Consider the following 23,949-nt stretch of genomic DNA (forward strand, 5'->3'; position numbering starts at 1 on the left):
GCGTTTTTTATTTTTGATGAAGACATCTAAAATAGCAATTAAAAAACCTCAAGCCACCGCATCACGCCACGCCAAAAGTGCTGATACATCATCAGCAATGCCCGCTTTTAATAGCTCTAGACTGCCGTATTTTTTTTCGCCATGTAGATAAGTCAAAAAGACCACTTGCAAGGTCAGACCATACAAATCCCCAGCAAACTTGGGCAAATGCACCTCAAGACGGTATTCTTTGCCATTGATGGTTGGTCGCATACCAACATTCACCGCGCCAAATAAGCTACCCTCATGCACGCCTGCCACACCACCTGATAAACCAAACTCACCCCAATCTGCCTTCTTGCCACCTTTCATGACAAATACATCCGCCCCATAGACACCCAGCAATGCAGGCTTAGGACGATTTAGGGCAATATTGGCGGTCGCAAAATTTAGCGTGCGCCCTATTTTATCGCCATGTACAACCCGCCCTGTAATGGCATAATCTCGCCCAAGTAGCTCTTTAGCAAAAGGCAAGTCTTGCTTGGCAAGTGCCATTCGTACTGCCGTAGAGCTGATACGCTTATCACCTGTCATCACAGTAGGTAGGCTATCCACACCAAATCCCAAACCCCTTAAAAAATCTGCATCACCTGCTCTATCATGCCCAAAACGAAAATCATCGCCAAGCACCAAACACTGTGCATTTAATGCTGTCAAAAGATTGGCAAAACACCTAGCAGATAGCGAGCGAAACTTGTCATCAAATCTTGCCACGATTAAATAATCAACACCAAGTTGCGACATCATCAGTGCTTTTTCTGCCAAACTTGATAAGCGTGGCGGCGGATTATCGGCACAAAAAAACTCTCTTGGTTGTGGCTCAAAAACCATGATGGCCGATGCCAGATTATTTTGGCAAGCCGTCTGTAACAAAAGCCTTATCATAGACCGATGCCCAAGGTGCACGCCATCATAATTACCAATCGTTAAGGCGATGGGTGGTAGTACAGCAGGAGAAGATAAGTCTAATGAGATGATTTGCATGATGATTTGGGTAAAATTTTATTATTGATATCAGCCAAGCAGCGGCCAAAAAATAGCGAAAGCAGATGGTAATATTGTGGCAAACTGGCTATTTTAGCATAATTTGTTCAACATAACTTATGATAACCATCTGGCTATATCTGGTCGGCTTATGACTGTCTAAATCGCCCTATTGTTTTTGCGACATGGCGTCAACAAAGAGTAGCTCTTTTTTATCTGCTTTATCAGCAGCAATCTCTTTGGCAGTTTTAGCGTGAATATCCAACCCTTTAATGATGGGCAGACTCATCACATCAACACGCTTTCTTACCGCAAGACTGACAGGCACCATACGAGCAAACTCAAATAAATGTAGCCACATCTCCTCACCACCCTCAAAGCTCTCTTCATCATCTAAGCGGATAGCGGCGATTTGAGATAAATCTTTGATAATCTCTCTTTCTTCTGCCGATAGACTCACTCCCGCCACACCAATACCTGTGATATAACCACCTGCCCAGTCTTTAAGTGCTAACACTCTTTTGGCCAAATCATGCTCATCATCAGGCACGAGCGGTTCGTAGCCATAAGCATCGTCTTTATCTTTTAGGGCAAAGCTGACATCTTCAGCATACTCAGTTAGTAGTGCCAGTGCTTTTTCGTTAGGCGGAGCAAAACTTAGCTCTTCAAGCAATCTTGCCCAACCTTCTTCATCGGTAGCATGACACACGGTCATCACACCTGTCATAATCCCATGCAACTCACTAATAGAGACATCTGTCCAATCGGCAAACGCTTCCATCCAATCATCAAAACCTGATAAAAAATCACTCATCTGTTACTCGCTATTTATTGTGGTTTATTGACAAAAATTCGTCCAATAATACACCGCCCACTTTATCGTCCATGCGATATTGTTGGGCGATATTGGTTAAAGTTGCCATTATAACATTTTTTCATACAAAATAGTTTGACAGCACCCAAACTGATGGCGATAATATAGTTTATAAAAAAGCAAGACATCGCGCTTGCCATACTCTCACCATAAGGAAAATTTATGCTAGCCCAATTACAAGCCCTTGAGCAAACCATCGTAGAGATGAAAAAGCAACACACGGTTACTGCCACCGAACTTGCCAACCTAAAGCATAAAATTGCCAATGACACCAAACCTGCTCTCATCAGCGATTTACAATTACGCTTAGATAAAACCAACCAAGAACTTGAACAACAAATCGATCGTGCCAATACCCTAGAACAATCTCGCAATGCTCTGCAAGCACAGATTGAGATACTGATTGAACAAAACCAATCTTTAAATGCCTATAATCAAGAATTAAAAGACAAAAATGCCCTTGCCATCTCTCGTGCCGAAATCATTCAAGAATGGTTAACCAAAATCGACAGCTAGTCCCATTTTGTCAATTTTAGATTTTATAAAGGAACAATAATGACAACCACCACTCCAAATCACGCTGAGCTTATCATAAAAGAACCGACCCAGTACAAGCCTGTGCATATCAGTATTGCAGGTACACCGCATCGCATCATCTGCCCAACTGATGCCATCAAATCTCTAGAAAAAAACGCCGAACAACTCAACGAAAAAATCCGTAACATTCGCCGAGAAATCACAGGAAAAAACCCAAATAACGAAGAACTTTTGGTACTTGCCTGCCTAGAATTGTACGACCAAATCCAAGCCCTAACCGATGAAGTCGCTGCCTACAAAGAGCAAGAAAACCAAGCCATCTCTTTGATTAACAAAATCAACAAAGAAGCTTACTCCATACTTAGATGATGGATTACTCTCTCAATCCATTGAAAAGATTTTATCAATTAGTTATACTTTCGGTTGGTTATATCCAACAAATCTTGGTGGCAAAGCGTGCCACCAATCACAACCAAAACTCAAGGAAAGCACATGAAAGTAACTCTCAAATCTTTAACGCTAGCGGTCTCTTTAGGACTATCTGCCATGCTAATTGGTGGTTGCAGTAATGACAAAGCCGAACCACAAGCAGACCAAACAGCAGCTGTACAAAGCGATAAATTGGAAACTAAATTTGTAACTGTAGGTACAGGCGGTGCATCAGGTCCTTATAACATCATTGGTACAGCATTGACCGAGTATTATGCCAAGACTTTTGGTGTCAATGCCAAAACTCAAACCACAGGAGCATCGGTTGAGAACATCAATCTGTTGTCTCAAAAGAAACTTGAGATGGCATTCGTCATGAGTGATGCTTTAAGCGATGCAGTCAATGGTCAAAACAAATTTGTTACCAATGTTGAAGGCATTTCTCAAATCGCAAGCCTATACCCAAATTATGTACAAATTGTCGCTTCTGGTGCTTCTGGCATTAAGTCTATTGAGGATTTAAAAGGCAAGCGAATCGCCGTTGGTGCTCAAGGATCTGGTGTTGAAGTAGCTACTCGTGCCCTACTTAAAGGATTTGGCATCACTTATGATGACATCGAAGTTGACTATTTAGGCTATGCAGAAGCTGCCGATGGCCTAAAATCTGGCAAACTAGACGCAGCATTCCTAACCAGCGGTCTACCAAACTCATCACTGATGGAACTACAGCAAGGTTTTGATCTACAAATTGTCGGTGTACCTGCTGACAAACTTCAAGAGATCGCCAAAGATAAAACCTTCTTTATCCCAATGGATATCCCTGCTAACACCTATGGCAACGAGACTGCCATACCAACTGCTGCCATCTTAAATGCTTTAGTGGTTCGTTCAGACATGAGTGATGATGATGTTTATAAGCTGACAAAAGCACTGTTTGATAACATTGAAACGCTAAAAAGCGCTCACCAAGCCGCCAATGACATCAGCGTAGAAAACGCTCAAAAAGGCTTAGTTGCACCACTACACCCAGGTGCAAAACGCTACTATGATGAGCGGGCTGACAAAAAATAATGCTCAATCACACCAACAAAACAACCGTCATAATGATTATGATGGTTGTTCTGTTTGTATTGATGACAACCGCGCCAATCAACACAGTCGCCATGCTACATATTAAAGACATCTCTTGTCGGTTACCTGATGTTTTTAGTCTAAAATGGCGACATTCTGTTGAAAGGCAGTACTGGCAGGAAGTGTATCAACTGCATTATCCAAACATCGCCCTAAACAAGACCTACCTACAGACCTTTGGGGCAGGCACACCCAGTCTAGGAAGTACTGTTGATGCCCCAGATGGCTATGTTGGTCAAGCTGTTCATCTAACCTTAAAAGAACTCAACTGGCTAGTCTCAGCCAATATGCAAGGCGAGATTATCTTGGGTGATGGCATTGATGACGCACAAACTTGGGCGGTGTATCAGCTGATTGAACAGCCAAGCGAAGTGCGGATTTTGCCACAAAAATTAACCTTTTGGCAAAATCAATCCATACCAACATGCCAATCGCTAATTACCAGTCCTTAAAACAGTTTCATCAAGCTAAATTCATTGTTACACAAGACCAATTACCAACCCAATCGTCATCAGCTCAGTTGATGATACGCTCTATTGTAGATGCCCTAAATTGTATGTTTTAATCTTTGTTGGACATTGTCATGAACTCACACTCATCCACACCCCCATCAGATGCACAAGAGATTTTAGAAAAGTACGACCGTGAATCTGTTACCAGAAATAACATGGGAAAAGCGACCAGCTATATCATCGCCGCCCTTGCCATTGCTTATTCTATTTTCCATCTATATATCACATTCAATCCTTTGCCTGAGCTGATACAACGCTCAGTTCATGTGGCAGTTGGGATTGGCTTGATTTTTTTGATTTATCCTGCCACTAAAAAATCTGCACGCAATAAAGTTGCTCCGTTTGACTGGATTTGGCTCATCGCTTCCTTATCAACCGCAGGCTATTTGATTTGGCAATACCAAGACATTGTCAGTGTGCGTGGCGGCATACCCAATCAGCTTGATGTCATGTTCTCAATCATTGCTGTACTGGTAGTGCTAGAGGGTGCAAGGCGTATTACAGGTTGGATATTACCAATTTTTGCACTGATATTTTTAGCATACCCATTCATCAGTCATATGGATTTTATGCCTGACCGCCTGCTGACCCGAGCATATGATATGGGAGATATTTTTGGGCAGTTATACCTAAAAACCGAAGGTCTGTATTCAACTGCCATCGGTGCTTCAGTAACCTTTATTTTTCTGTTCATTTTATTCGGTGCGTTTTTGGCTCGCTCTGGCATGGGTCAGTTATTTAATGACTTGGCACTTGCATTGGCAGGTCATAAACAAGGTGGTCCTGCAAAAGTTGCCGTCATCTCAAGTGGTTTTATGGGCTCGATTAATGGTGCTGCGGTAGCAAATGTTGTCGGCACAGGTGCGTTCACCATCCCCCTTATGAAAAAAGTTGGCTATGATAAAAACTTTGCAGGTGCAGTTGAAGCCAGTGCTTCAGTTGGCGGACAAATTTTACCGCCCATCATGGGAGCAGCCGCCTTCATCATGGCAGAAACCACAGGGGTGAAGTACAGTACGATTGCCTTGGCTGCCACACTGCCAGCCTTGCTATACTATTTGGGCGTGATTGCACAGGTGCATTTTCGTGCCGGTAAAAACAACCTAACTGGCATCTCTAAAGACAATCTGCCACAAGTCAAAGCCGTGCTAAAAGCTCGTGGTCATATGCTACTTCCCATTGTTTTTTTGGTTTATTTATTAGCAAAAAATATGCCTGTTGGCTATGCAGCGGCCTACACAATTGGTGTTACGGTCATCGTAAGCTGGCTGCGTCCTGAAACTCGCATGGGGCTATCAGACATCGTTGCGGCATTGATAGATGGTGCCAAACAATCACTGTCTGTCATGGCAGCGTGCGTGGTCGTAGGCATCGTCATCGGTGTGGTAAATTTAACCAGTTTTGGCACGGTAATGACTTCATCAATCGTTACCTTAGGTGCAGGGTCATTATTTTTGACTTTATTGCTCACCATGATTGCCTCTATGGTGCTTGGCATGGGACTACCCTCAATTCCTGCCTATATCATCACCGCCACAATGGCAGCACCTGCTCTTGCTAACTTTGATGTTCCTGTACTGGTGGCACATATGTTTGTTTTTTATTTTGGGATCTTTGCCAATATCACGCCACCTGTCGCACTGGCCGCCTTTGCTGGCGCAGGTATCTCTGGTGGCGACCCCATGAAAACAGGCTGGCAGTCTTTAAAACTGGCATTAGCAGGCTTTATCGTGCCATTCATGTTTGTGTACAATCCGAACATGATGATGATAGACACCACCGATATCGCTGTTACCGCCAAAGAGTTCGCCATGCCTGCTTGGCATGTCATCATCAGTGTTGCCATCACTTCTATCATTGGCGTACTTGCTTTGTCATCGGCAGTTGAAGGCTATTTCAAAGCCCCCATGCCAATTTGGCAACGCATCATCTTGGCGGTAGGTGCGTTTTGTTTGATTATTCCTGAAACAATCACAGACATTATCGGCATTGCTATTGTGGCAAGTATGATTGTGCTAAACATAAAATCCGCCAAATAAGACTCTCAACAAGCAGTTATTTCATCTAACAAAATAGCCAAGTTGTCTAACTTGGCTATTTTATGCTCTTTTGATAAGCGTACTTGATAAGATGCGTACAAGAGACGACGATATCACAACGATGTTTTTAGATTAACGCTTAAACTGGTACGCCCTAACACAGACTTCATGTCTCTTGTGCCAAAATCTCTTGACGCTAGGCTGATTATAGGGTATTTTGGGTAAATATATTGTTTTATCATTTGACTTTTATGACACACCGATTTTTTGCAATATTTTATAAAATCGCCCTGATTGCTTTACTCGCACCACTTCATCAAAACGCAAGTGCAAACACCGCCTCACTCATCGCCACCCATCCAAGTGATGACAAGGCTTTTGTGCAAGGTCTTGAAGTTCTAGATGGCAAAAAATTACTCATGGCAACAGGTCTATATGGCAAATCAACCATTGGTATCTTTGACCTAGATACACAGCATCACACAATAAAAGACACCCTACGGCATGAATTTTTTGGTGAAGGGGCAACCATCACGCCTTATGGGATTTGGCAATTAACATGGCGAGAAAATGTTGCCTTTTTACGCAATTTACAGACCTTTAAGATTGTGCGTAATGCACACTATGCAGGCGAAGGTTGGGGCCTAGCTTATGATGATATAACCGATCGTCTTTATATGTCAGATGGTACAGACAGCCTACAAATTCGCCACGCCAAAACTTTTGAGCTTATCAGCACCTTGCCTGTACGGTATCAAGGGCGAAGCCTAAAGTTTATCAATGAGTTAGAATTTGCCAATGGCTTTATTTACGCCAATATCTGGCAGACCAACCTCATCATAAAAATCAACCCAAAAAACGGAAATGTCGTCCAATTTTATGATTTGACCGACATATTACAAAATGCCAATTTCACCCAAGAACAACGCCAAAAAATAGATGTTCTCAATGGTATTGCCCATATCAACGGCAATCGTTTTTATGTTACAGGTAAGTTTTACCCTTTAATCTTTGAGGTAGAGTTACCTTAGTCATGATAAAAAACAGACCAAAAGCGGTCTGTTTTTTAAGGTAACATCAGTTAAGGCGTAATTTTTCAAAAACAAGCTGTTTGTTATTCACGCCTACTACAATGGTATCGCCAGAAACAAACTCTCCTCCTAGCAGTTTTTGAGCAAGAGGATTCTCAATTTCTTGCAAAATAGCTCTTTTTAACGGTCTTGCCCCAAACACAGGGTCATAGCCCACCGACACCAGCTCATTCATCGCTTCTTCTGAGATCATAAGTCCTAGCTCACGCTCTTTGAGTCTGGCTCTTAGGCGGTCAAGCTGAATAGTGGCAATGCCTGCCATGTGCGATTGACCCAGTGGATGAAAGACCACAATCTCATCAATGCGATTGATAAACTCAGGGCGGAAATGAGCATTCACCGAATCCATGACCGCAGATTTGATTGCTTCGTATTCATCGCCTGCCATATCAAAGATTTTTTGGCTACCAAGGTTTGATGTCATGATAATTACAGTGTTTTTAAAGTCCACCACACGCCCTTGAGAGTCGGTCAAACGCCCATCATCTAAGATCTGCAATAAGATATTAAACACATCTGGGTGAGCTTTTTCTACTTCATCAAAAAGCACCACACTATAAGGCTTACGGCGAACAGCTTCAGTCAGTACCCCACCTTCTTCATAGCCAACATAGCCTGGGGGAGCACCCACCAAACGACTGACGCTGTGCTTCTCCATAAACTCGCTCATGTCAATACGCACCATGGCAGTTTCATCATCAAACAAAAAATTAGCCAATGATTTAGTCAGCTCAGTTTTGCCCACGCCTGTCGGTCCTAAAAATAAGAATGAACCGCTTGGGCGATTGGGGTCGGATAGCCCTGCACGGCTACGGCGTACAGCATTGGCGACCGATTTGACCGCTTCATCCTGACCAATCACCCGCTCATGAAGTGCCATCTCCATGGATAAAAGCTTCTCACGCTCGCCCTGCATCATCTTGGCAACAGGAATTCCTGTGGCTGATGAGACCACTTCGGCGATTTCATTATCCGTAACCTTATTTCTAAGCAGTTTGGGTGCATCTGCTTCATCATGCTGTTCATCAGTCAGGCGTTTTTGTAGCTCTGGAATCACGCCATACTGTAGGCGACCTGCTTCAGCAAAATCGCCTTCTCGCTGAGCTTTTTCTAAGGCGATGCGTGCTTTATCAAGCTCAATTTGAGCGTGTTTTGTGCCTTCCACTAGGGCTTTTTCTGCTTTCCAAATCTCTTCTAAGTCGTTATATTCTTTACTTAGTTCATCAATTTGGGCTTGTAATTGCTTCACCTGTGCTTGACTGCTTGCATCATCTTCTTTTTTGACAGTTTCCAACTGCATTTTTAGCTGAATGATGCGTCTATCAAGTTTGTCCAAACTTTCAGGCTTACTATCAAGCTCCATTTTGATACGAGAAGCCGCCTCATCAATCAAATCAATCGCCTTGTCGGGCAATTGACGATCGGTGATGTAGCGGTGCGACATCTTAGCGGCGGCGATGATGGCACTGTCTAGGATTTTAACCCCATGATGTAGCTCATAACGCTCTTTTAAACCACGCAAAATAGCAACCGTATCCTCCACACTTGGCTCATCAACCAACACCTTTTGAAAACGACGCTCAAGTGCTGGATCTTTTTCGATATATTGGCGATATTCATCAAGAGTGGTCGCTCCCACACAGCGAAGCTCGCCACGAGCTAAGGCAGGCTTTAGCATATTGCCAGCGTCCATCGCTCCGCTGGTTTTACCTGCCCCAACCATGGTATGTAGCTCATCAATAAACAAGATGATATTGCCATCTTGTTTGGCAAGCTCGTTTAATACCGCCTTGAGACGCTCCTCAAACTCGCCATGATATTTCGCCCCAGCAATGAGCGACCCCATGTCAAGCGATAACACCTCTTTGTTTTTTAGACTCTCTGGCACCTCGCCATTGATGATACGCTGAGCAAGTCCCTCAACAATCGCAGTTTTACCCACCCCAGCCTCACCTATCAACACAGGGTTATTCTTGGTGCGTCTGGATAAGACTTGCACCGTACGGCGAATCTCATCATCTCGTCCGATGACAGGGTCAAGCTTGCCCTCTTTTGCTCTTTCGGTTAGATTGATGGTGTATTTTTCTAGGGCGTTTCTAGTTTCTTCAGCATTGGCAGTCTTCACGGCATCTCCCCCTCTGATGTGATTGATGATGGTTTGTAATTTTTGGGTGTTGAGACCTGACCTATCCAAGATGGTCTTGGTATCAGCAGTTTGAGCAAGAGCAAACAACAGCCACTCACATGGCACAAATTCATCGCCTGCCTCATTGGCAAACTTTTCGGTCAAATTCAAAACCTGCGCCAAGTCAGGGGCGATACTTGCCTGACCTGTAGGATTTGATAGTGTTGCTAAAGCATCAATCTTGTTATCAAGCTCGCTTTGTAATACTGTCAAATTCGCCCCTGCCTGAGTCAGCATGGCACGATAAGCATCATCTTGAGTCAGCACTGATAAAGCATGCATGGCAAAGATGGCAGTATGACTGCGACTCACCGCAAGCGACTGAGCGGATTGCAGGGTCTGTTTAAGTTTATGGGTATATTTATCAAAGTTCATTGAGTTTCCTAATGGTTTGATGTGCAGTCAAATTGACTTGCTTTGTTGTCAAATATATGCTAGGCATTTTGATTTTTTCAATAAACAATGACTGATAATGAATAAATAATTTTATAACTAATTGATTTTTAATATAATTTATAAATTTTTTAACACCCCTTGTAATTTTTTGGGTCATTCCCATATATAAAGAAAGTCTGTCTTTTTTATATTGGAGAATAAACATGACTCGTCTCACTCTACACACCCTAGACACCGCCCCAGAAAATGCTAAAGAACGCATGGAAGCTGTACAAAAAACCAATGGCTTTATTCCAAATCTTATCGGCGTGCTTGCCAATTCACCACAAGCACTGGAAATGTATCAAGAAGTGAGCAAGATGAATAGCAAAAACTCGCTCACACCAGAGGAAATTGAGGTAGTGCAGATTACCGCCGCTGTGCATAATAACTGTGACTTTTGCGTAGCAGGACACACAAAAATCGCCGAAGCACGCCTAAAAATGTCACCTGCAGTCGTAACAGCACTGCGTACTCGCACCAGTATTGATGAAAATGCAAAATATCAAGCCTTAGCCCAATTCACCATGCAACTTATTGACAAGCGTGGTCAAGTGTCTGATGAAGAACTAAAGACTTTTAAATCAGCAGGTTATAACGACCAAAATGTCCTAGATGTCATCATGGGTGTGGCACTGGCTACACTATGCAATTATGCAAACACCGTTGCCAAAACCGACACCAACCCAGAATTATCCGCTTTTGCACCAAATCGTTAATCATATCAGTTTTAAAACAAAATAACCTGTTAAAACAATAGGTTATTTTGTTTACCATGGCAAAGCATATCAAATTAAAATCGCAATCCTTCAAGCAACACCAACCTTGAAATATCATTTCATTCATCAAATGCCAACACAATCATCCCTAAACAGACCATGCTTAACTTTTTAGATATTTAGCTTGGGTGAAATAATTTAAAAGAATAAACCAGTATCAAACCAATCACCCATACCACTGCCTGAAAAATCAACACAAAGCGTTTTTGCCCCCTTGTGGCGGTTGCCATCTTATTGCCAGTTTTGATACTGATAAAATCCGCAAGCACCGAAAGCACCGCACACAGAGCAAATGCGTGATAGGCATAGCCATTGTTTTGTGTAATGCTAATCGCCACCGCCATCACACCCACAAAGAATAAGGATAAGGATAATATATTCGCCAATCTTTTGTTCATGACCATCTCCTTAGCCTAATAGCAACGCATCATCAGCAACCTTTTCACCACGAGTACGCTCAAACATATTCAATAAATCCTGTACCGTCATGCCGTGCCGTTCATCGCCTGACACATCAAGCACCACACGACCTTGGTGTAGCATCACTGTGCGTGTTCCGTGAGTGAGTGCCTGCTGCATTGAGTGCGTTACCATCATGGTGGTCAAACCATTTTCTTGGACAATTTTATCCGTCAGTTCAAGCACAAAAGCAGCCGTTTTGGGATCTAATGCAGCCGTATGCTCATCAAGCAAGAGAATTTTAGATGGTTGCAGGCTTGCCATAAGCAGGCTTACTGCCTGACGCTGACCGCCTGATAACAGCCCCATGCGGTCGGTCAAGCGGTTCTCCAGTCCAAGTTTTAAGATAGAAAGTTTTTCACGGAAAATCTCACGATTTTTGTTGTTTAATGCCGATGCCAAACTCCTAATACCACCACGCTTAAATGCCAATGCCATATTCTCTTCAATGGTCAAGGCTTCACAAGTACCCTCCATCGGATCTTGAAATACTCGTGCCACTAAATGACTGCGTTTGTGCGTAGGCAATCTAGTAACATCTTTATCATGAATCACCACCGAACCAGAGTCAGGCTGTAACGCCCCACTGATGGTATTTAAAAAAGTAGATTTACCTGCACCATTAGTACCAATTAAGGTAACAAACTCACCGGCTGTAATATGCAGGCTGACGCCTTGTAAGGCAGGATTTTCAATCGGTGTACCTTTGTTGAATGTCAAACGCAGGTCTTTTGCAATCATCATAAGCCCATCACTCCGTTAGCCATTCACTGATTTTTTATTCAATTTTGCCATCAATTTACTGCGAAATTTTGGCAACATAAGCACAGACACCACCAATAGTGCCGTTACCAAGTTTAAATCTTGAGCACCAAAGCCAATGCTACGCAAGGTTTGGTTTGATAAGGCGATTTGAATGAATAGCTTATAGAACACCGCACCAATCACCACCGACAGCGTAATCCAAAACATTTTTTTGGCTGTCAGTACCGTCTCGCCAATAATCACCGCGGCCAAACCAATAATGATTGTGCCAATGCCAATAGAGATATCCGCCGCACCTTGTGTCTGGATAAATAAAGCCCCTGACAAAGCAATCAAGCCATTGCTGATTGCCATGCCAAGCACAATCATCAGTGAGGTGTTGATGCCCTGTGCCTGTGCCATTTTTAAGTTTGAACCTGTGGCACGCATGGCAAGCCCTGTTTGGGTACCAAAAAACCAATCCAAAAATAACTTAGCAACCACCACCACAGCCAAAGCAACAAGCACTCGCATCCAAGGGCTATTTTCTCCACTGCTAACAGCACTAAATACAGTCGTCTCCCCCAATATCGCTAAGTTAGACGCACCCATGATACGCAGATTGATTGACCACAACGCAGTCATAACCAAGATGCCTGCCAGTAGGTGTAAAATGCCCAAACGAACATTTAAAAATGCCGTAACCACGCCTGCTACCATGCCGGCAACCATACCAAAAATACAAGCTACCCAAGGATTAAAACCTGCAAGAATGGCAACCGCTGCAACCGCCCCACCGAGCGGAAAACTACCATCTGCCGTCAAATCTGGAAAATCCAAAATGCGAAAAGAAATCAGCACACCCAGTGCCATCAACGCATAGATAAACCCATGTTCTAACGCCCCAAAAAAGGCAAGTAACGACATAATTTTTGCTCTTGTTTATTTAAATTGGTGCTAGCTCACGGCTTTTATGGGCTAGCACATACAACAACCCAACACAAAGTATCTCTTAGCCCAACAGCGAAGGCGATGCTAAGTACTGCTACTCAATAATCTTTTTGGCTTTATCTAAGATACTCTGTGGCAATGTTACACCCTGCTCTACTGCGTGCTTTGGACTAACATGCAAATCAAGCTCGCTAGCACGATAGATGGCTATCTCGCCCGCTTTCTCACCTTTTAGAATGCGTGCTGTGATTTTGCCTGTTTGGATACCCAGTTCATGATAGTTCACGCCAAGTGCTGCGATTGCACCTCGTGCTACTGTATCAGTATTTGAACCAATCAATGGCAACTTAGCCTCTTTAGCAACTTTAGCAAGTGCTTCATAAGAGCTTAATACATTGTTATCTGTCGGGGTATAAATAACCTCCACACGACCGACTAGGCTTTGGGCAGCCATGGCAATATCGCTTGCTTTTTGGGCAGGTGCTTCAATGATATTTAGACCCATAGGCATGGCAATCTCTTTGAGTTTTTTTAGCGTAACAGCAGAATTTACCTCACCTGGGCTATATACAAACCCAATATTCTTGGCATTTGGCACAATCTCTTTAATCAACTTAAGCTGTGGCTCAAGTGGCAACACATCAGATGCACCTGTTACATTCGTACCAGAACCCTCAAGAGTACCCACCAGTTTTGCCTCAACAGGGTCAGTAACCGCTGAAAATACCACAGGAATGGTATTGGTTGTAGCGACGATAGACTGAGCTGATGGGGTGGCGATGGCGATGATGGCATCAGGATTATCCGCAGCGAACTGCTTAGCAATTTGTCCTGCAGTAGCAGTACTGCCTTGTGCAGATTGGAAGTTTACCGTTAAATTCTCGCCCTCTTTATAGCCTGCATTGCCAAGCTCCTCAATTGCACCTTGACGCACTTCATCAAGTGCCGGATGCTCCACAATGGCAGTAATGGCAACGGTTTTTGTGCTTGTCTGGGTGTCAGCGGACACTTCTGTCTGATTACCACCGCAGCCAAACAATGTTGCTCCTAGCAGCGTAACGCCCATCAATTTAGCAAGTCCATTGATGCGATTTGAATGTAACATACTCATCTCCAAAGTTGTCATCCCATACATTAGGGGAGATTATCAATAAAAAATAATTCATCATAAACAAATTGTCATCAGATTTCAATCATTGATAACAAAAACATCATAAAAAAACCATCACCCATGAATAATCATCACTTTTAATTTTAGACTACATTAACCAAAAGTTGTTATACCACCTTGCATCTCAAGTGCATCTTTGCAATTAACTTACCAGCTTATCACCACCAAATTAAGATTAAGAAAATACGCTTGATACCAACCCAAAACCCACAACCCCCCAATCATAGTAATGATTAGGGTTGTGTTTATTGATGATACCAATTAGGCTTTATTGTTTCGGTGTGACATCAACATCAATAGCACCTTTTTTAACTTCATCACTTAAAGCCACACCCTGCTCATTAGCGTGTTTTGGGCTAATATACAAGGTCAGTGCATTCATGACCTGTGGTTTGATTTCACTAGGCTGTTTACCGTCTAGTACTTGAGCAACCATCTGTGCTGTTACCACACCAAAATCAAAATCATTCACCCCTAAAGCAGCGGTTGCACCACGACGCACCGAAAATTCATCTGATGCAATGATGGGCAAATCAAGCTCATTGGCTACATTCACCATCGCTTCCATCGCAGCGGCAACATTATTATCCAATGAAGTGTAGATCAAATCTGCACGGCCATCTAGGGCACGGGTCGCACTTGCCACATCTGCTGAACGATTGGCCGGAATATCCACCAGAGTCATGCCATATTTTGGCAAAATTGCCTGTAGGCGTTCTTTTAGCGATACCGAATTGGCTTCACCTGGACTATACACAAAGCCGATACGCTTAGCATCTGGTTTGACTTTGGTAAACAGTTCAATCTGTGGCTCAAGTGGCAGTTGGCTTGATAGACCTGTAATGTTTGCTTGTATGGCAATGTTGTTATGGTCAATGAGTTTGGCGGCGACAGGGTCAGACACCGCTGTGTAGATCAGCGGAATCGCCTGTGTGGCAGCAGCTAGACTTTGGGCGGTTGGGGTTGAGATAGCAACAATCGCATCAGGACCATCTGCAGCAAACTGCTTGGCGATTTGCCCTGCAGTCGCCATGTTTCCTTGTGCTGACTGGAAATTAACCGTTAAATTTTGACCATCTTTGTAGCCCAAATCCCCAAGCCCTGCAATGACACCATGACGAATATCATCTAGTGATGGATGCTCAACAATGGCACTGATGGCAATGGTTTTGGGTGCTTTGGTTGCAGTCTCTGCCGACTCTGTCGCTTTTGACTCCTGAACTTTAGCTTGATTGCAGGCAACCAAGGCGGCCGCCGTCAATGTCACAGCGGATAATTTTAAGACATGAATAGATTGCATCTTTTTCTCCAAAAGAAATTCATCACAAGATGGGTTTGGCACAATGTTTGGTTCGTTGTGCCAACATTACTGAATTAACCAATATTGATTATTTAGATGATACGCCATTGTATCACATTGACTGCGTTTTGTAACTTAGGACTTAGGCAACTTCTCTCACTTTCAGCTCATCTGATTAAATTTGCCCAAGTCTTTTTTGCTCTTTTGCTTAATCGCTCTCTCACCCACCCAAAAAAAATCCCAAATCATAATTTGGGATTTTTGGTGCAGACGCCAAGATAACCACCAGTCATCAGTAAGTATCATCACTCTCAACGATGGTTAACTCTACATTCTCATCTACCACAGGTTTAGGCGTAGGAGCATTTTCGGCAGGTTGTGGCTGTGTTTTTGGTTTAGGTGATTGAGCTTTTGATTGCCCTGCTTTTGCTTCGGCAGTCTCTTGGCGAATTTGTACCTGTGGCACTTCTTCATCATAAGATTGATTAATGCGTGGCGTAGCGATTGGTTGTACTGGCTCTAAGCGTACTGTTGGGGCGTTTTGAGCATTGGTGCGTGATTCGCCTGCCATGCTGTATGCTGAAGCGGTCAGCGTATCTGCCAGTAAATTGATGATGGCATTATCTGTACCGATGATTGCTTTGTTGTTGTCAATGGTATAAGCAAATCCCTTAACCACCACACGATTATCACCCACAAGCATCGCCCCCACTTCGACAGCCTGTTCATCAAAGCTGAATTGATTGGTTAATCTAAAGGTCTTGTTGGCATAAGCAATGTCTTGTGCCGATAAGGTAAAATGCACATCAGCATGACACATTGCTCCAGAAGCAGCAACATTTTTTAGGTCAATGTCAATCTCACTTAGTTTTTGGCGTACTTGCTGTTCAAGTCCTAAGCGAGTTGCATTGTTGTAGTTTTGGATTGATAGCATCGCACTATCTAAAAGCCCCATTTGGATTGCATCCACCAAACGATTACGCAAACTTGGCTCATCACAAACCGCTTCAATCTCTTGAACGACAGGCTCAACCACTTCAATCTCAGCTTCTATAGGCTGTTCTTGCTTTTTATCGCAAGCACTTAATGCTACGATTGATACGCCCATCGCAACAGTCACTGCCAACTTAAATGCATTGTTTTTTGTCATCTTTAGTATCCAATTTTTTATGATAAAAATAACCACAGGCGAATTGGCAATGGTTTTATGATAAAATACGCAAAGACCAGCTGTGAAATCTGATGGATAAATTTTTAATATAAGATATTTTATTCATTATATCACAGCTTATTTAACTTTTTAAATAAACAAAATCACGAAAGTTGGTCAACAAAAGACAAGCTTCCCTATTCTTTTTTTACAAAATACCACATAACATGACTCGGCACGCCACATCGTCAAACACACCCATCATAAGCGACCGCAACTTTGACCCCATCGCCGACCACTTTGCCAAAAAAGTCTATGGCGGTCTAAAAGGTGCCATTCGCTTGGCTGTTTTAAAGCAAGATATTACCGAAGCTACCCAAATACTCACCACAAAACTGGGACGACCTTTAAAGGTGCTTGATGTAGGTGCAGGGCTAGCACAGATTAGTCTTATGCTTGCCAAACAGCATCACTGCACCATCAGCGACATCTCTGGTAATATGATTAATAAAGCCAAGGAAGTCGCACACCAAGAAAGCCTAGACAATATACGGTTTTTGGTTTATCCTTATCAAGAGCTTGGCGAGCATATCAAAGGCGAAAAATTTGATTTAATCTTGTGCCATGCGGTGCTTGAGTGGCTAGCAGAACCACAACTTATCATGGATTTTTTTGATGAATTTTTGGCAACAGGCGGTCTGCTTTCATTATGCTTTTATAACCCTGCTAGCTTGGTTTATCGTAATTTGGTAATGGGTAATTTTTATCAGCTTGATAAGCCAAAACCTGCCGATAACAAAAGCCTAACCCCAAACAGTCCTGTTGGCAATGACAAGGTAGAATACTGGTTATCATCTCGCCATTATCAAGTACTGATTCGCTCAGGAATTCGGGTTTTTTCTGATTATGCACCGCTTAAGCGTGGCGGTCTGACCAACCCCGATGATGTCATTGCGATGGAGATGCGGTATTCTAGAGAGCTGCCATTTCGCTTGATGGGTCGGTATTTGCACATCTTAGCAAGCAGAACATAGGTTTTTAGTGGCAATCATAAAAGATAGCGACCAAGCACCGCATTAACCGCACTCTCGGTACGCAAGATTCGATCGCCTAGTCCCACCGCCGATACCCCAACAGAACGCAACAGGTCAATCTCATAAGGAATAAAACCACCCTCCGCCCCAATCGTTATCAGCGTCGGCATACCCTGATTCGCACAGAACTCACCAAACCCTTCTGAATCATAAGGGTGGAATACCACCGCCCGCCCTTCATCCATCAAAGATGGCAATTCATCTTGCACAAAGGGTTTAAAGCGTTTGGCAAAAGTAATTTTAGGTGGCACGGTATCAACGCCCTGCTCCAATCCATCTACGATAAAATCATCGATGCGTGCAAGCATTGGCGAACCCCAGTAGCTTTTATCTGTACGATAGCTATTAATTAAAATAATGTGTGGCACACCGATTGCCGTCATGTCCATCACTAAACGGCGTAATACCTTTGGTCGTGGCAAAGCAAGCATGACGGTAACAGGTAGCTTCTTAGGTGGCGTTTTATTCAGCACCACTTCATCTAGCAATACTTGATTGTCATCTATCAGCACAATGCGACCCACCCCAAGCCGACCACCTAGCACACCAAGCCTTAAACAATCCCCTATCTCTGCTTTGAGTACAGATTTGATGTGATTGACCTGCCTTGTCTCATTGATGACAAGTCGTCCTGATACATCAATATTATGCTGTTTTAATAAAATGATATTCATAAGTTTTGATTAATCGCTTTGATTGGTTGTGCTGTCTGTGATTGATAGATGTATCAAGAGCTGTTCGGCCTGTTTGGTAGCAGCGTTTTCTTTGGCAACTACTAACTGCCTACCTGCCATGCCTGCCTGATGAGCTGCATCTTCATCAAATAGCCACGATGCCACCGCATCAGCCAAACACTGAGACGCACTATCTGTTATGGTCAGGGCTGACACTTTTGATAAACCATCAACAAGCTCTTCACAGTTTTTGATGAATTTGCCCATTACGACAGGTTTGGCAAGTGCCGCAGGCTCAATCGGATTATGCCCACCGACATCAACAAACGAACCACCAACCACCGCCACATCACACACCGCATACCACGCCAACAGCTCTCCCATGCTATCTGCCAGATAAACTTGGGTATCTGGATCAATTCGTTCTCCTTTTGAGCGTCTATGCGTGATGAATGTTGATGATTGGCACAAGGAAGCTACCTCATCAAACCGTTCAGGATGGCGTGGCACCAAAATCAGCAAGGTGGCTGGGTCGTGTTCTATCAGTTTTTTGTGAGCTTGTATCGCAAGCAGCTCCTCTGCATCATGTGTACTGCCGACCAACCAAATAGGTCGATGACTAACACCTTGCCACATCTGTACTTGCTGTATCAGTCTTTGGTTGTCCGCACTTAACTGATGAACGCTTGACCACTTTAGTGAATCCATCACTGACACCTTGACCTTATCCGCACCAAGCCTGACAAATCGATCTGCCGATGCTTCGTCTTGAGCAATGATGGCGGTCAAGTTTTGCATCATGCTAGTACTTAGTTTGGGAAATTTAGCATAAGATTGATAGGATTTTTCAGTTAAGCGAGCATTCACCATCACCGCAGGAATCTGCCTCTGGCGTAGCTCATATAGTGTATTTGCCCATAATTCTGTCTCAATAAACAGTGCCATAACAGGTTGAATATGCTCAATGAATACCTGTATAGTTTTTAAGTTATCCACAGGGACAAAGCTGTGATTAACTCTCGTTCCCAATAGCGGTTCAAAAAGCACAGAAGCACGGTTAAATCCTGTCTGTGTGGTACTGGTGATCCATAGATTAAATCCTTGATTTAAAAGAATTTTTAACATGGGATAAGCAGTATTTAGCTCGCCCAAGCTTACCGCATGACACCAAATAACCCTGCCATGACAACCACTCTTATTTACTTTTTTTTCAAGGTTATCCACAGGGATATGCACAGCAGTGGGTGCAGGTAAATAGGTTTGCCCAAACCGTTCTTTAACCTCTCGCATATAGGTGGGTAGGTGTTGTGATTTTTTATGCACCATGTAGCGATATATCGGCATGGCAAGGCGAATGGCAATGGGGTAATAAATGGGTGGTTTCATGACGGCATCATCTAAGATATTAAACTTATTCAGCGATATCATATTGTAAAAGAATCAAAAAAATACGGCAAGCCATCGCCTGCCGTATGATCAAAAAAACATCACATCAACAAATTAGACACTAAGCATGCTATTAATAAACTCAAGGACATTTTTTGATTTGGCTGTTTTTTGCAATTCAATCAGTTTGCTCTTAGCATACGCCCTGCTGTCGTCTTGAAGTGTATACCAACGATCCAATCGAGCCAACATGCGTGATGCTACCGCAGGGTTGATGTCATCCAACTTGGTGATGGCATCTAAATATAGATTTAGCCCTTCTTCACTCCACAGCTGTACAGGTTTGGCAGATAAGCCGCCTAGCGTCGTACGCACACGATTAGGCACTGCCCAATCATAATCCTTGCGACTCATAAGAGACTCAACGAATGCCACATCACGACTACTTGATCTTGCTTGAATCAAGAACCAGTCATCAATCACCAACTCCTCATCCTTAAATCGCTCATAAAAGTCAGCAACAAACTCATCAGCATAAGGCAAATCAAAAGCTATCATCGCCGACAATACCCCTTGTCGCTCGCTCATACAGTTCGCTTGTTCATACTGCTCTTTAGCCCACGCCTCTGTCTCTGGCACCTTCGCCAACAGTAATAGTTCTAACAGCACATTTCGTAGCAAACGGCGTCCTCGTGCATCAGGCGTATCTTCATAAGTCTCTATCGGCAACGAGCGATACCAGTTCATCGCCTCATCTTTTAGGGCGTGTGCGATTTGTTGCTGTAGGGCATCACGCACTGCCTTGACTGCTTTAGGGTTATAATCTTTATCATAAGACATCGCAAGCTCCGCCTCGCTTGGTATGTCAAAGAGTCTAGCAGTCAACATAGGGTCTGTTGTTATCAGCTTAGGAACGACAGTGCGTAAAGCATCAGTCAGCAGACTCACTTGGTCAGATTTACCCAATAGCAAGCGATTAACCAAAGTCTGGATTGCCTGCCAGCGGTTAAAGCCTTCGCTTTCAAAAGCAACAAGCTTCATCAAATCCTCATCGCTGTATTCAAAGTTGAGTTTTACAGGAGCAGAGAAGTTGCGTAACACTGAAACAATCGGCTTTGCCCCATCAGACAGACCGATACCATCAAAAACAAAACTATCCACCTCTTTGGTCAAAAACAGCATTTTTTGTGCCAAAAGCTCACCTGTGTAGCTATCAAAAATAGCAGTATCCACAGGAATTGGCAGGGCAATCGGAGCATCAAAACCTGCTACATGACGGGTCTTTTGTGATAGATTGACAACAACTTGACCGTCCTTAAATTCAAAATCACCTGATAGCTCTGGCGTGCCTGGCTGACCATACCATTTTAAAAAGTCCATCACCCTCTCATCGCCGACCGACATGGCAGACAAGAAGTCCTCGATGGTAACCGCTTGTCCATCATAACGGCGAAAATACTCATCTGTACCTTGTCTATATTTATCTTTGCCAAGGAAATTGGCAATCATGCGAACAATCTCCGCCCCCTTTTCATAGATGGTCATGGTGTAGAAATTGTTAATTTCCACAAAACTCTCAGGGCGTACACAGTGTGCCAAAGGACCTGCGTCCTCAACAAACTGATGTGCTCGCAAGAACGCCACATCTTCGATACGCTGTACCGCTTTTGAGCGAAAGTCCCCAGAAAAGCTTTGGTCTCTAAAAACAGTCAGGCCCTCTTTTAGGCTCAACTGAAACCAGTCTCGGCAAGTAATACGGTTGCCCGTCCAGTTATGAAAATACTCATGGGCAACAACTGATTTAACACGAAAACTGCCTTCATCGGTAGTGGTTTGTGGACTTGCTAGCACACATGAAGTATTAAAGATATTTAAACCCTTATTTTCCATCGCCCCCATATTAAAATGCCCTGTCGCCACAATCATGTAGCGGTCTAGGTCATAAGCACAACCATAGTTATCCTCGTCCCATTTCATGGCATCTTTTAGGGCTTGCATGGCGACATGGCATTTATCCAAATCCTGCTTCGTAGCATAGATTTCAAGCAACACCTCTCGCCCTTCACTGGTGGTAAAATTGTCTTGCATGACATCAAGATTGGCAATCACACAAGCAAACAGATAGCTTGGCTTTAAGGTAGGGTCGTGCCATACGGCAAAATGACGCTCGCCTAAATCACCTGATTCTATCAGGTTGCCATTACCCAGTAGGGTTTTGTATTTTTTATCCGCTTCAATACGAGTGGTAAATTCAGCCAACACATCAGGATGGTCAGGATAAAAGGTAATTTTTCTAAACCCTTCAGGCTCACACTGTGTAACAAACATGGCATCATCGCCTGTGCCGGCCTGATATAATCCTTCTAAAGCTGTATTGGTTTGCGGATAAATTTTGACGCAAGTACGCACCACGGCTTCATCTGGCATGGCATCAATGACTAGCGTTTCATCATCTAGCGTGTAGGCATCTGCAGATAATGCCACATCATTCACAAAAATGGATTGTAGCTGTAATTCACGCCCAAACAGCACAAACTTGCCTTCATGCTGACGATGCACCGTCAAGGTCGCCTCAACTTGGGCATACTCATCAAACAACCCAATATCTAAATGAATCTGGCTGACTTTGTAGGTAGGTGGCGTATAATCTTTTAAATAAACTTTTGTTGGGGCTTGATTGGTCATACTTACTCCTTTTTTTAATAAACACGCCATAGTACCAAAATTCTTAGCAGAAAAAAAGTCCAATTTGCCGTAATTTTCATGACAACCAATCATTTGCCACATAACCAGTCTAGACTTTAACCCAAGACAATCCAATCATCATAAAAGCTGTGAGCATAGTCGCCATCAAGTGCCTGCTCAATCAAACACAATATTTGTTAAAAATTTTATCCACAAAAAAAATAACCCTAAACACAGTTAGGGTTATTGTTGTTAATCAAAATCAGATTAGAAGCGGTAAGCCACGCCCACTTTTGCGATTGGGTACCAGTTTGAATACTCTTTGCCTTCGATGGCTTGAGCAGCTGCTTTGTTAAAATCAGCATTGGCTGATTTGATGTGAACATCAGACTTACCTAAGTAAGTTGCACCCACTTCACCAAACACACCCCAGTTGTTGCCAAGGTTAGGACGGAAACCAACTGTTAGGTAAGGGGCTAATTTATTACGATGCTCAATAGTACCTTCAACAGTGCCCGTTACATCATATTCAGTTCCGTTAACGGTTTGCTTGCCAGTAGCGTTATTGGTTTTTACTTTAATGTGGTTATCAGGAACGATAACGCCAGCACCTACAGTAAACCAGTTCACTGCTGGGCGAAGTTGTACGCCCAAATATGGGTTGGAAAAATCAGTTTCTACATCATATTTAGTGCCATCAACTGAAATATTATCTTTGGTGAATTTTGCAACATCACCACCAGTCCAGCCAGCTTGCAACTCAACACGGTCATTGACCGACCAAGCGACATTCGCACCATAACCTAACGAGCCCGCTTCAACGCTCACTGCCGCTGGTTTGGTTGCGGTTTTTAATAAAGTTTTTGTGCCATCAATAACAGCTACTGTTGTCTTTTTTGCACCGGTAACAACTACTGTACCAGCATCAGTAACGACATTAGCCATTGCACTGGTAGATAGTAGAACTGCAGCACCAATTAGTGATAATTTCATGGTTTTCATGAGTTTGTCTCCTAAAAATAAAAATTCATTGGGCTAAAATCGCCTCAATGACGCTTGTGTTGTTATTGGTGAGCGTATTAAAAACGATTTTTGTCGCTTTGTCTACCTACGATTTTACTATTTTTGTATCAGTTTGTAGAGATACACCACAGCTCTTATCATATTTGCAACAAAAAGATTGATGGTTCACACAAAATGTACAAAACCAAGTCCATCAAAATGACTCAACCTGATGGATTGCATCTGAAGAATGGGCATATGACAGTATCAACACGCCACTTCTTTTATCATTATCACA

At 43.2% G+C, this 23,949-nt stretch carries 21 protein-coding genes; 8 read left to right on the plus strand and 13 right to left on the minus strand.

Features of this window, described 5'->3' with window-relative positions:
* Positions 1–48 precede the first annotated feature (48 nt).
* A complete protein-coding gene (gene ribF, locus L3D27_RS08105; RefSeq protein ID WP_432480869.1) occupies positions 49–1,023 on the minus strand; it encodes a bifunctional riboflavin kinase/FMN adenylyltransferase in 975 nt (324 codons plus the stop codon).
* Between the two features lie 169 nt (positions 1,024–1,192).
* Entirely contained in the window at positions 1,193–1,837 is a 645-nt protein-coding gene (locus L3D27_RS08110) for a UPF0149 family protein (protein WP_432480870.1), read from the minus strand.
* A gap of 222 nt (positions 1,838–2,059) precedes the next feature.
* Here L3D27_RS08110 and L3D27_RS08115 point away from each other — a divergent pair, with 222 nt between their 5' ends.
* From L3D27_RS08115 to L3D27_RS08140, 6 genes are all read left to right on the plus strand, one after another.
* A complete protein-coding gene (locus L3D27_RS08115; RefSeq protein ID WP_284673189.1) occupies positions 2,060–2,413 on the plus strand; it encodes a hypothetical protein in 354 nt (117 codons plus the stop codon).
* Positions 2,414–2,452: 39 nt separating this feature from the next.
* The gene (locus L3D27_RS08120) at positions 2,453–2,803 is read left to right on the plus strand and encodes a cell division protein ZapA (protein WP_284673190.1); all 351 of its coding nucleotides are present in this window, start codon (positions 2,453–2,455) and stop codon (positions 2,801–2,803) included.
* A gap of 123 nt (positions 2,804–2,926) precedes the next feature.
* Positions 2,927–3,934 (plus strand): TAXI family TRAP transporter solute-binding subunit, encoded by a 1,008-nt coding sequence (locus L3D27_RS08125; RefSeq protein WP_432480871.1) that lies wholly within the window; start codon positions 2,927–2,929, stop codon positions 3,932–3,934.
* A gap of 62 nt (positions 3,935–3,996) precedes the next feature.
* Positions 3,997–4,446, plus strand: a complete 450-nt coding sequence (locus tag L3D27_RS08130) for a DUF1850 domain-containing protein (RefSeq protein ID WP_432480872.1) — start codon at positions 3,997–3,999, stop codon at positions 4,444–4,446.
* Between the two features lie 131 nt (positions 4,447–4,577).
* A complete protein-coding gene (locus L3D27_RS08135) occupies positions 4,578–6,545 on the plus strand; it encodes a TRAP transporter permease (protein WP_284673192.1) in 1,968 nt (655 codons plus the stop codon).
* Positions 6,546–6,796: 251 nt separating this feature from the next.
* Positions 6,797–7,576, plus strand: coding sequence for a glutaminyl-peptide cyclotransferase (locus L3D27_RS08140; protein WP_432480873.1), 780 nt, complete (start codon positions 6,797–6,799; stop codon positions 7,574–7,576).
* Positions 7,577–7,622: 46 nt separating this feature from the next.
* On the opposite strand, the gene clpB is transcribed toward L3D27_RS08140, so the two are convergent.
* Entirely contained in the window at positions 7,623–10,196 is a 2,574-nt protein-coding gene (gene clpB, locus L3D27_RS08145) for an ATP-dependent chaperone ClpB (RefSeq protein WP_432480874.1), read from the minus strand.
* 224 nt (positions 10,197–10,420) lie between these two features.
* Here clpB and L3D27_RS08150 point away from each other — a divergent pair, with 224 nt between their 5' ends.
* Positions 10,421–10,975: a carboxymuconolactone decarboxylase family protein gene (locus L3D27_RS08150; protein ID WP_284673195.1), complete on the plus strand. Its 555-nt coding sequence runs from the start codon at positions 10,421–10,423 to the stop codon at positions 10,973–10,975.
* Positions 10,976–11,154: 179 nt separating this feature from the next.
* Here L3D27_RS08150 and L3D27_RS08155 read toward each other — a convergent pair whose 3' ends face one another.
* From L3D27_RS08155 to L3D27_RS08180, 6 genes are all read right to left on the minus strand, one after another.
* Positions 11,155–11,433, minus strand: a complete 279-nt coding sequence (locus L3D27_RS08155) for a hypothetical protein (RefSeq protein WP_284673196.1) — start codon at positions 11,431–11,433, stop codon at positions 11,155–11,157.
* Between the two features lie 10 nt (positions 11,434–11,443).
* Positions 11,444–12,238, minus strand: a complete 795-nt coding sequence (locus L3D27_RS08160) for an ABC transporter ATP-binding protein (protein WP_432480875.1) — start codon at positions 12,236–12,238, stop codon at positions 11,444–11,446.
* A 15-nt stretch (positions 12,239–12,253) separates the two neighbouring features.
* Positions 12,254–13,165 (minus strand): ABC transporter permease, encoded by a 912-nt coding sequence (locus L3D27_RS08165; protein WP_284673198.1) that lies wholly within the window; start codon positions 13,163–13,165, stop codon positions 12,254–12,256.
* A gap of 118 nt (positions 13,166–13,283) precedes the next feature.
* On the minus strand, positions 13,284–14,294 hold the full coding sequence (locus tag L3D27_RS08170) for an ABC transporter substrate-binding protein (RefSeq protein WP_432480876.1): 1,011 nt from the start codon (positions 14,292–14,294) through the stop codon (positions 13,284–13,286).
* Between the two features lie 334 nt (positions 14,295–14,628).
* Positions 14,629–15,660, minus strand: coding sequence for an ABC transporter substrate-binding protein (locus tag L3D27_RS08175; protein WP_432480877.1), 1,032 nt, complete (start codon positions 15,658–15,660; stop codon positions 14,629–14,631).
* Between the two features lie 292 nt (positions 15,661–15,952).
* Positions 15,953–16,810 carry a hypothetical protein gene (locus L3D27_RS08180; RefSeq protein ID WP_432480878.1) on the minus strand — a complete coding sequence of 286 codons (858 nt, stop codon included), beginning with the start codon at positions 16,808–16,810 and terminating at the stop codon, positions 15,953–15,955.
* A gap of 227 nt (positions 16,811–17,037) precedes the next feature.
* On the opposite strand from L3D27_RS08180, the gene L3D27_RS08185 reads away from it, so the two are divergent.
* Positions 17,038–17,844 (plus strand): methyltransferase domain-containing protein, encoded by an 807-nt coding sequence (locus L3D27_RS08185; protein ID WP_432480879.1) that lies wholly within the window; start codon positions 17,038–17,040, stop codon positions 17,842–17,844.
* Between the two features lie 14 nt (positions 17,845–17,858).
* On the opposite strand, the gene L3D27_RS08190 is transcribed toward L3D27_RS08185, so the two are convergent.
* From L3D27_RS08190 to L3D27_RS08205, 4 genes are all read right to left on the minus strand, one after another.
* Complete coding sequence (locus L3D27_RS08190; RefSeq protein WP_284673203.1) at positions 17,859–18,578, minus strand: 16S rRNA (uracil(1498)-N(3))-methyltransferase; 720 nt, start codon at positions 18,576–18,578, stop codon at positions 17,859–17,861.
* A gap of 9 nt (positions 18,579–18,587) precedes the next feature.
* Entirely contained in the window at positions 18,588–19,964 is a 1,377-nt protein-coding gene (locus tag L3D27_RS08195) for a 3-deoxy-D-manno-octulosonic acid transferase (RefSeq protein ID WP_432480880.1), read from the minus strand.
* A 114-nt stretch (positions 19,965–20,078) separates the two neighbouring features.
* Positions 20,079–22,649, minus strand: a complete 2,571-nt coding sequence (gene pepN / locus L3D27_RS08200; RefSeq protein ID WP_432480881.1) for an aminopeptidase N — start codon at positions 22,647–22,649, stop codon at positions 20,079–20,081.
* A gap of 267 nt (positions 22,650–22,916) precedes the next feature.
* Positions 22,917–23,651, minus strand: a complete 735-nt coding sequence (locus L3D27_RS08205; protein WP_432480882.1) for a hypothetical protein — start codon at positions 23,649–23,651, stop codon at positions 22,917–22,919.
* Between the last annotated feature and the right edge of the window lie 298 nt (positions 23,652–23,949).

It is taken from the genome of Moraxella sp. ZY200743, from assembly GCF_050885545.1.
Taxonomy (GTDB): Bacteria; Pseudomonadota; Gammaproteobacteria; order Pseudomonadales; family Moraxellaceae; genus Moraxella; species Moraxella haemolytica.

Excerpts from the sequence above, each read along its gene's own strand:
- ribF (WP_432480869.1), bottom strand. The coding sequence starts at position 1,023 with ATGCAAATCATCTCATTAGACTTATCTTCTCCTGCTGTACTACCACCC.
- L3D27_RS08110 (WP_432480870.1), bottom strand. The coding sequence starts at position 1,837 with ATGAGTGATTTTTTATCAGGTTTTGATGATTGGATGGAAGCGTTTGCC.
- L3D27_RS08115 (WP_284673189.1), top strand. The coding sequence starts at position 2,060 with ATGCTAGCCCAATTACAAGCCCTTGAGCAAACCATCGTAGAGATGAAA.
- L3D27_RS08120 (WP_284673190.1), top strand. The coding sequence starts at position 2,453 with ATGACAACCACCACTCCAAATCACGCTGAGCTTATCATAAAAGAACCG.
- L3D27_RS08125 (WP_432480871.1), top strand. The coding sequence starts at position 2,927 with ATGAAAGTAACTCTCAAATCTTTAACGCTAGCGGTCTCTTTAGGACTA.
- L3D27_RS08130 (WP_432480872.1), top strand. The coding sequence starts at position 3,997 with ATGACAACCGCGCCAATCAACACAGTCGCCATGCTACATATTAAAGAC.
- L3D27_RS08135 (WP_284673192.1), top strand. The coding sequence starts at position 4,578 with ATGAACTCACACTCATCCACACCCCCATCAGATGCACAAGAGATTTTA.
- L3D27_RS08140 (WP_432480873.1), top strand. The coding sequence starts at position 6,797 with ATGACACACCGATTTTTTGCAATATTTTATAAAATCGCCCTGATTGCT.
- clpB (WP_432480874.1), bottom strand. The coding sequence starts at position 10,196 with ATGAACTTTGATAAATATACCCATAAACTTAAACAGACCCTGCAATCC.
- L3D27_RS08150 (WP_284673195.1), top strand. The coding sequence starts at position 10,421 with ATGACTCGTCTCACTCTACACACCCTAGACACCGCCCCAGAAAATGCT.
- L3D27_RS08155 (WP_284673196.1), bottom strand. The coding sequence starts at position 11,433 with ATGAACAAAAGATTGGCGAATATATTATCCTTATCCTTATTCTTTGTG.
- L3D27_RS08160 (WP_432480875.1), bottom strand. The coding sequence starts at position 12,238 with ATGATGATTGCAAAAGACCTGCGTTTGACATTCAACAAAGGTACACCG.
- L3D27_RS08165 (WP_284673198.1), bottom strand. The coding sequence starts at position 13,165 with ATGTCGTTACTTGCCTTTTTTGGGGCGTTAGAACATGGGTTTATCTAT.
- L3D27_RS08170 (WP_432480876.1), bottom strand. The coding sequence starts at position 14,294 with ATGTTACATTCAAATCGCATCAATGGACTTGCTAAATTGATGGGCGTT.
- L3D27_RS08175 (WP_432480877.1), bottom strand. The coding sequence starts at position 15,660 with ATGCAATCTATTCATGTCTTAAAATTATCCGCTGTGACATTGACGGCG.
- L3D27_RS08180 (WP_432480878.1), bottom strand. The coding sequence starts at position 16,810 with ATGACAAAAAACAATGCATTTAAGTTGGCAGTGACTGTTGCGATGGGC.
- L3D27_RS08185 (WP_432480879.1), top strand. The coding sequence starts at position 17,038 with ATGACTCGGCACGCCACATCGTCAAACACACCCATCATAAGCGACCGC.
- L3D27_RS08190 (WP_284673203.1), bottom strand. The coding sequence starts at position 18,578 with ATGAATATCATTTTATTAAAACAGCATAATATTGATGTATCAGGACGA.
- L3D27_RS08195 (WP_432480880.1), bottom strand. The coding sequence starts at position 19,964 with ATGAAACCACCCATTTATTACCCCATTGCCATTCGCCTTGCCATGCCG.
- pepN (WP_432480881.1), bottom strand. The coding sequence starts at position 22,649 with ATGACCAATCAAGCCCCAACAAAAGTTTATTTAAAAGATTATACGCCA.
- L3D27_RS08205 (WP_432480882.1), bottom strand. The coding sequence starts at position 23,651 with ATGAAAACCATGAAATTATCACTAATTGGTGCTGCAGTTCTACTATCT.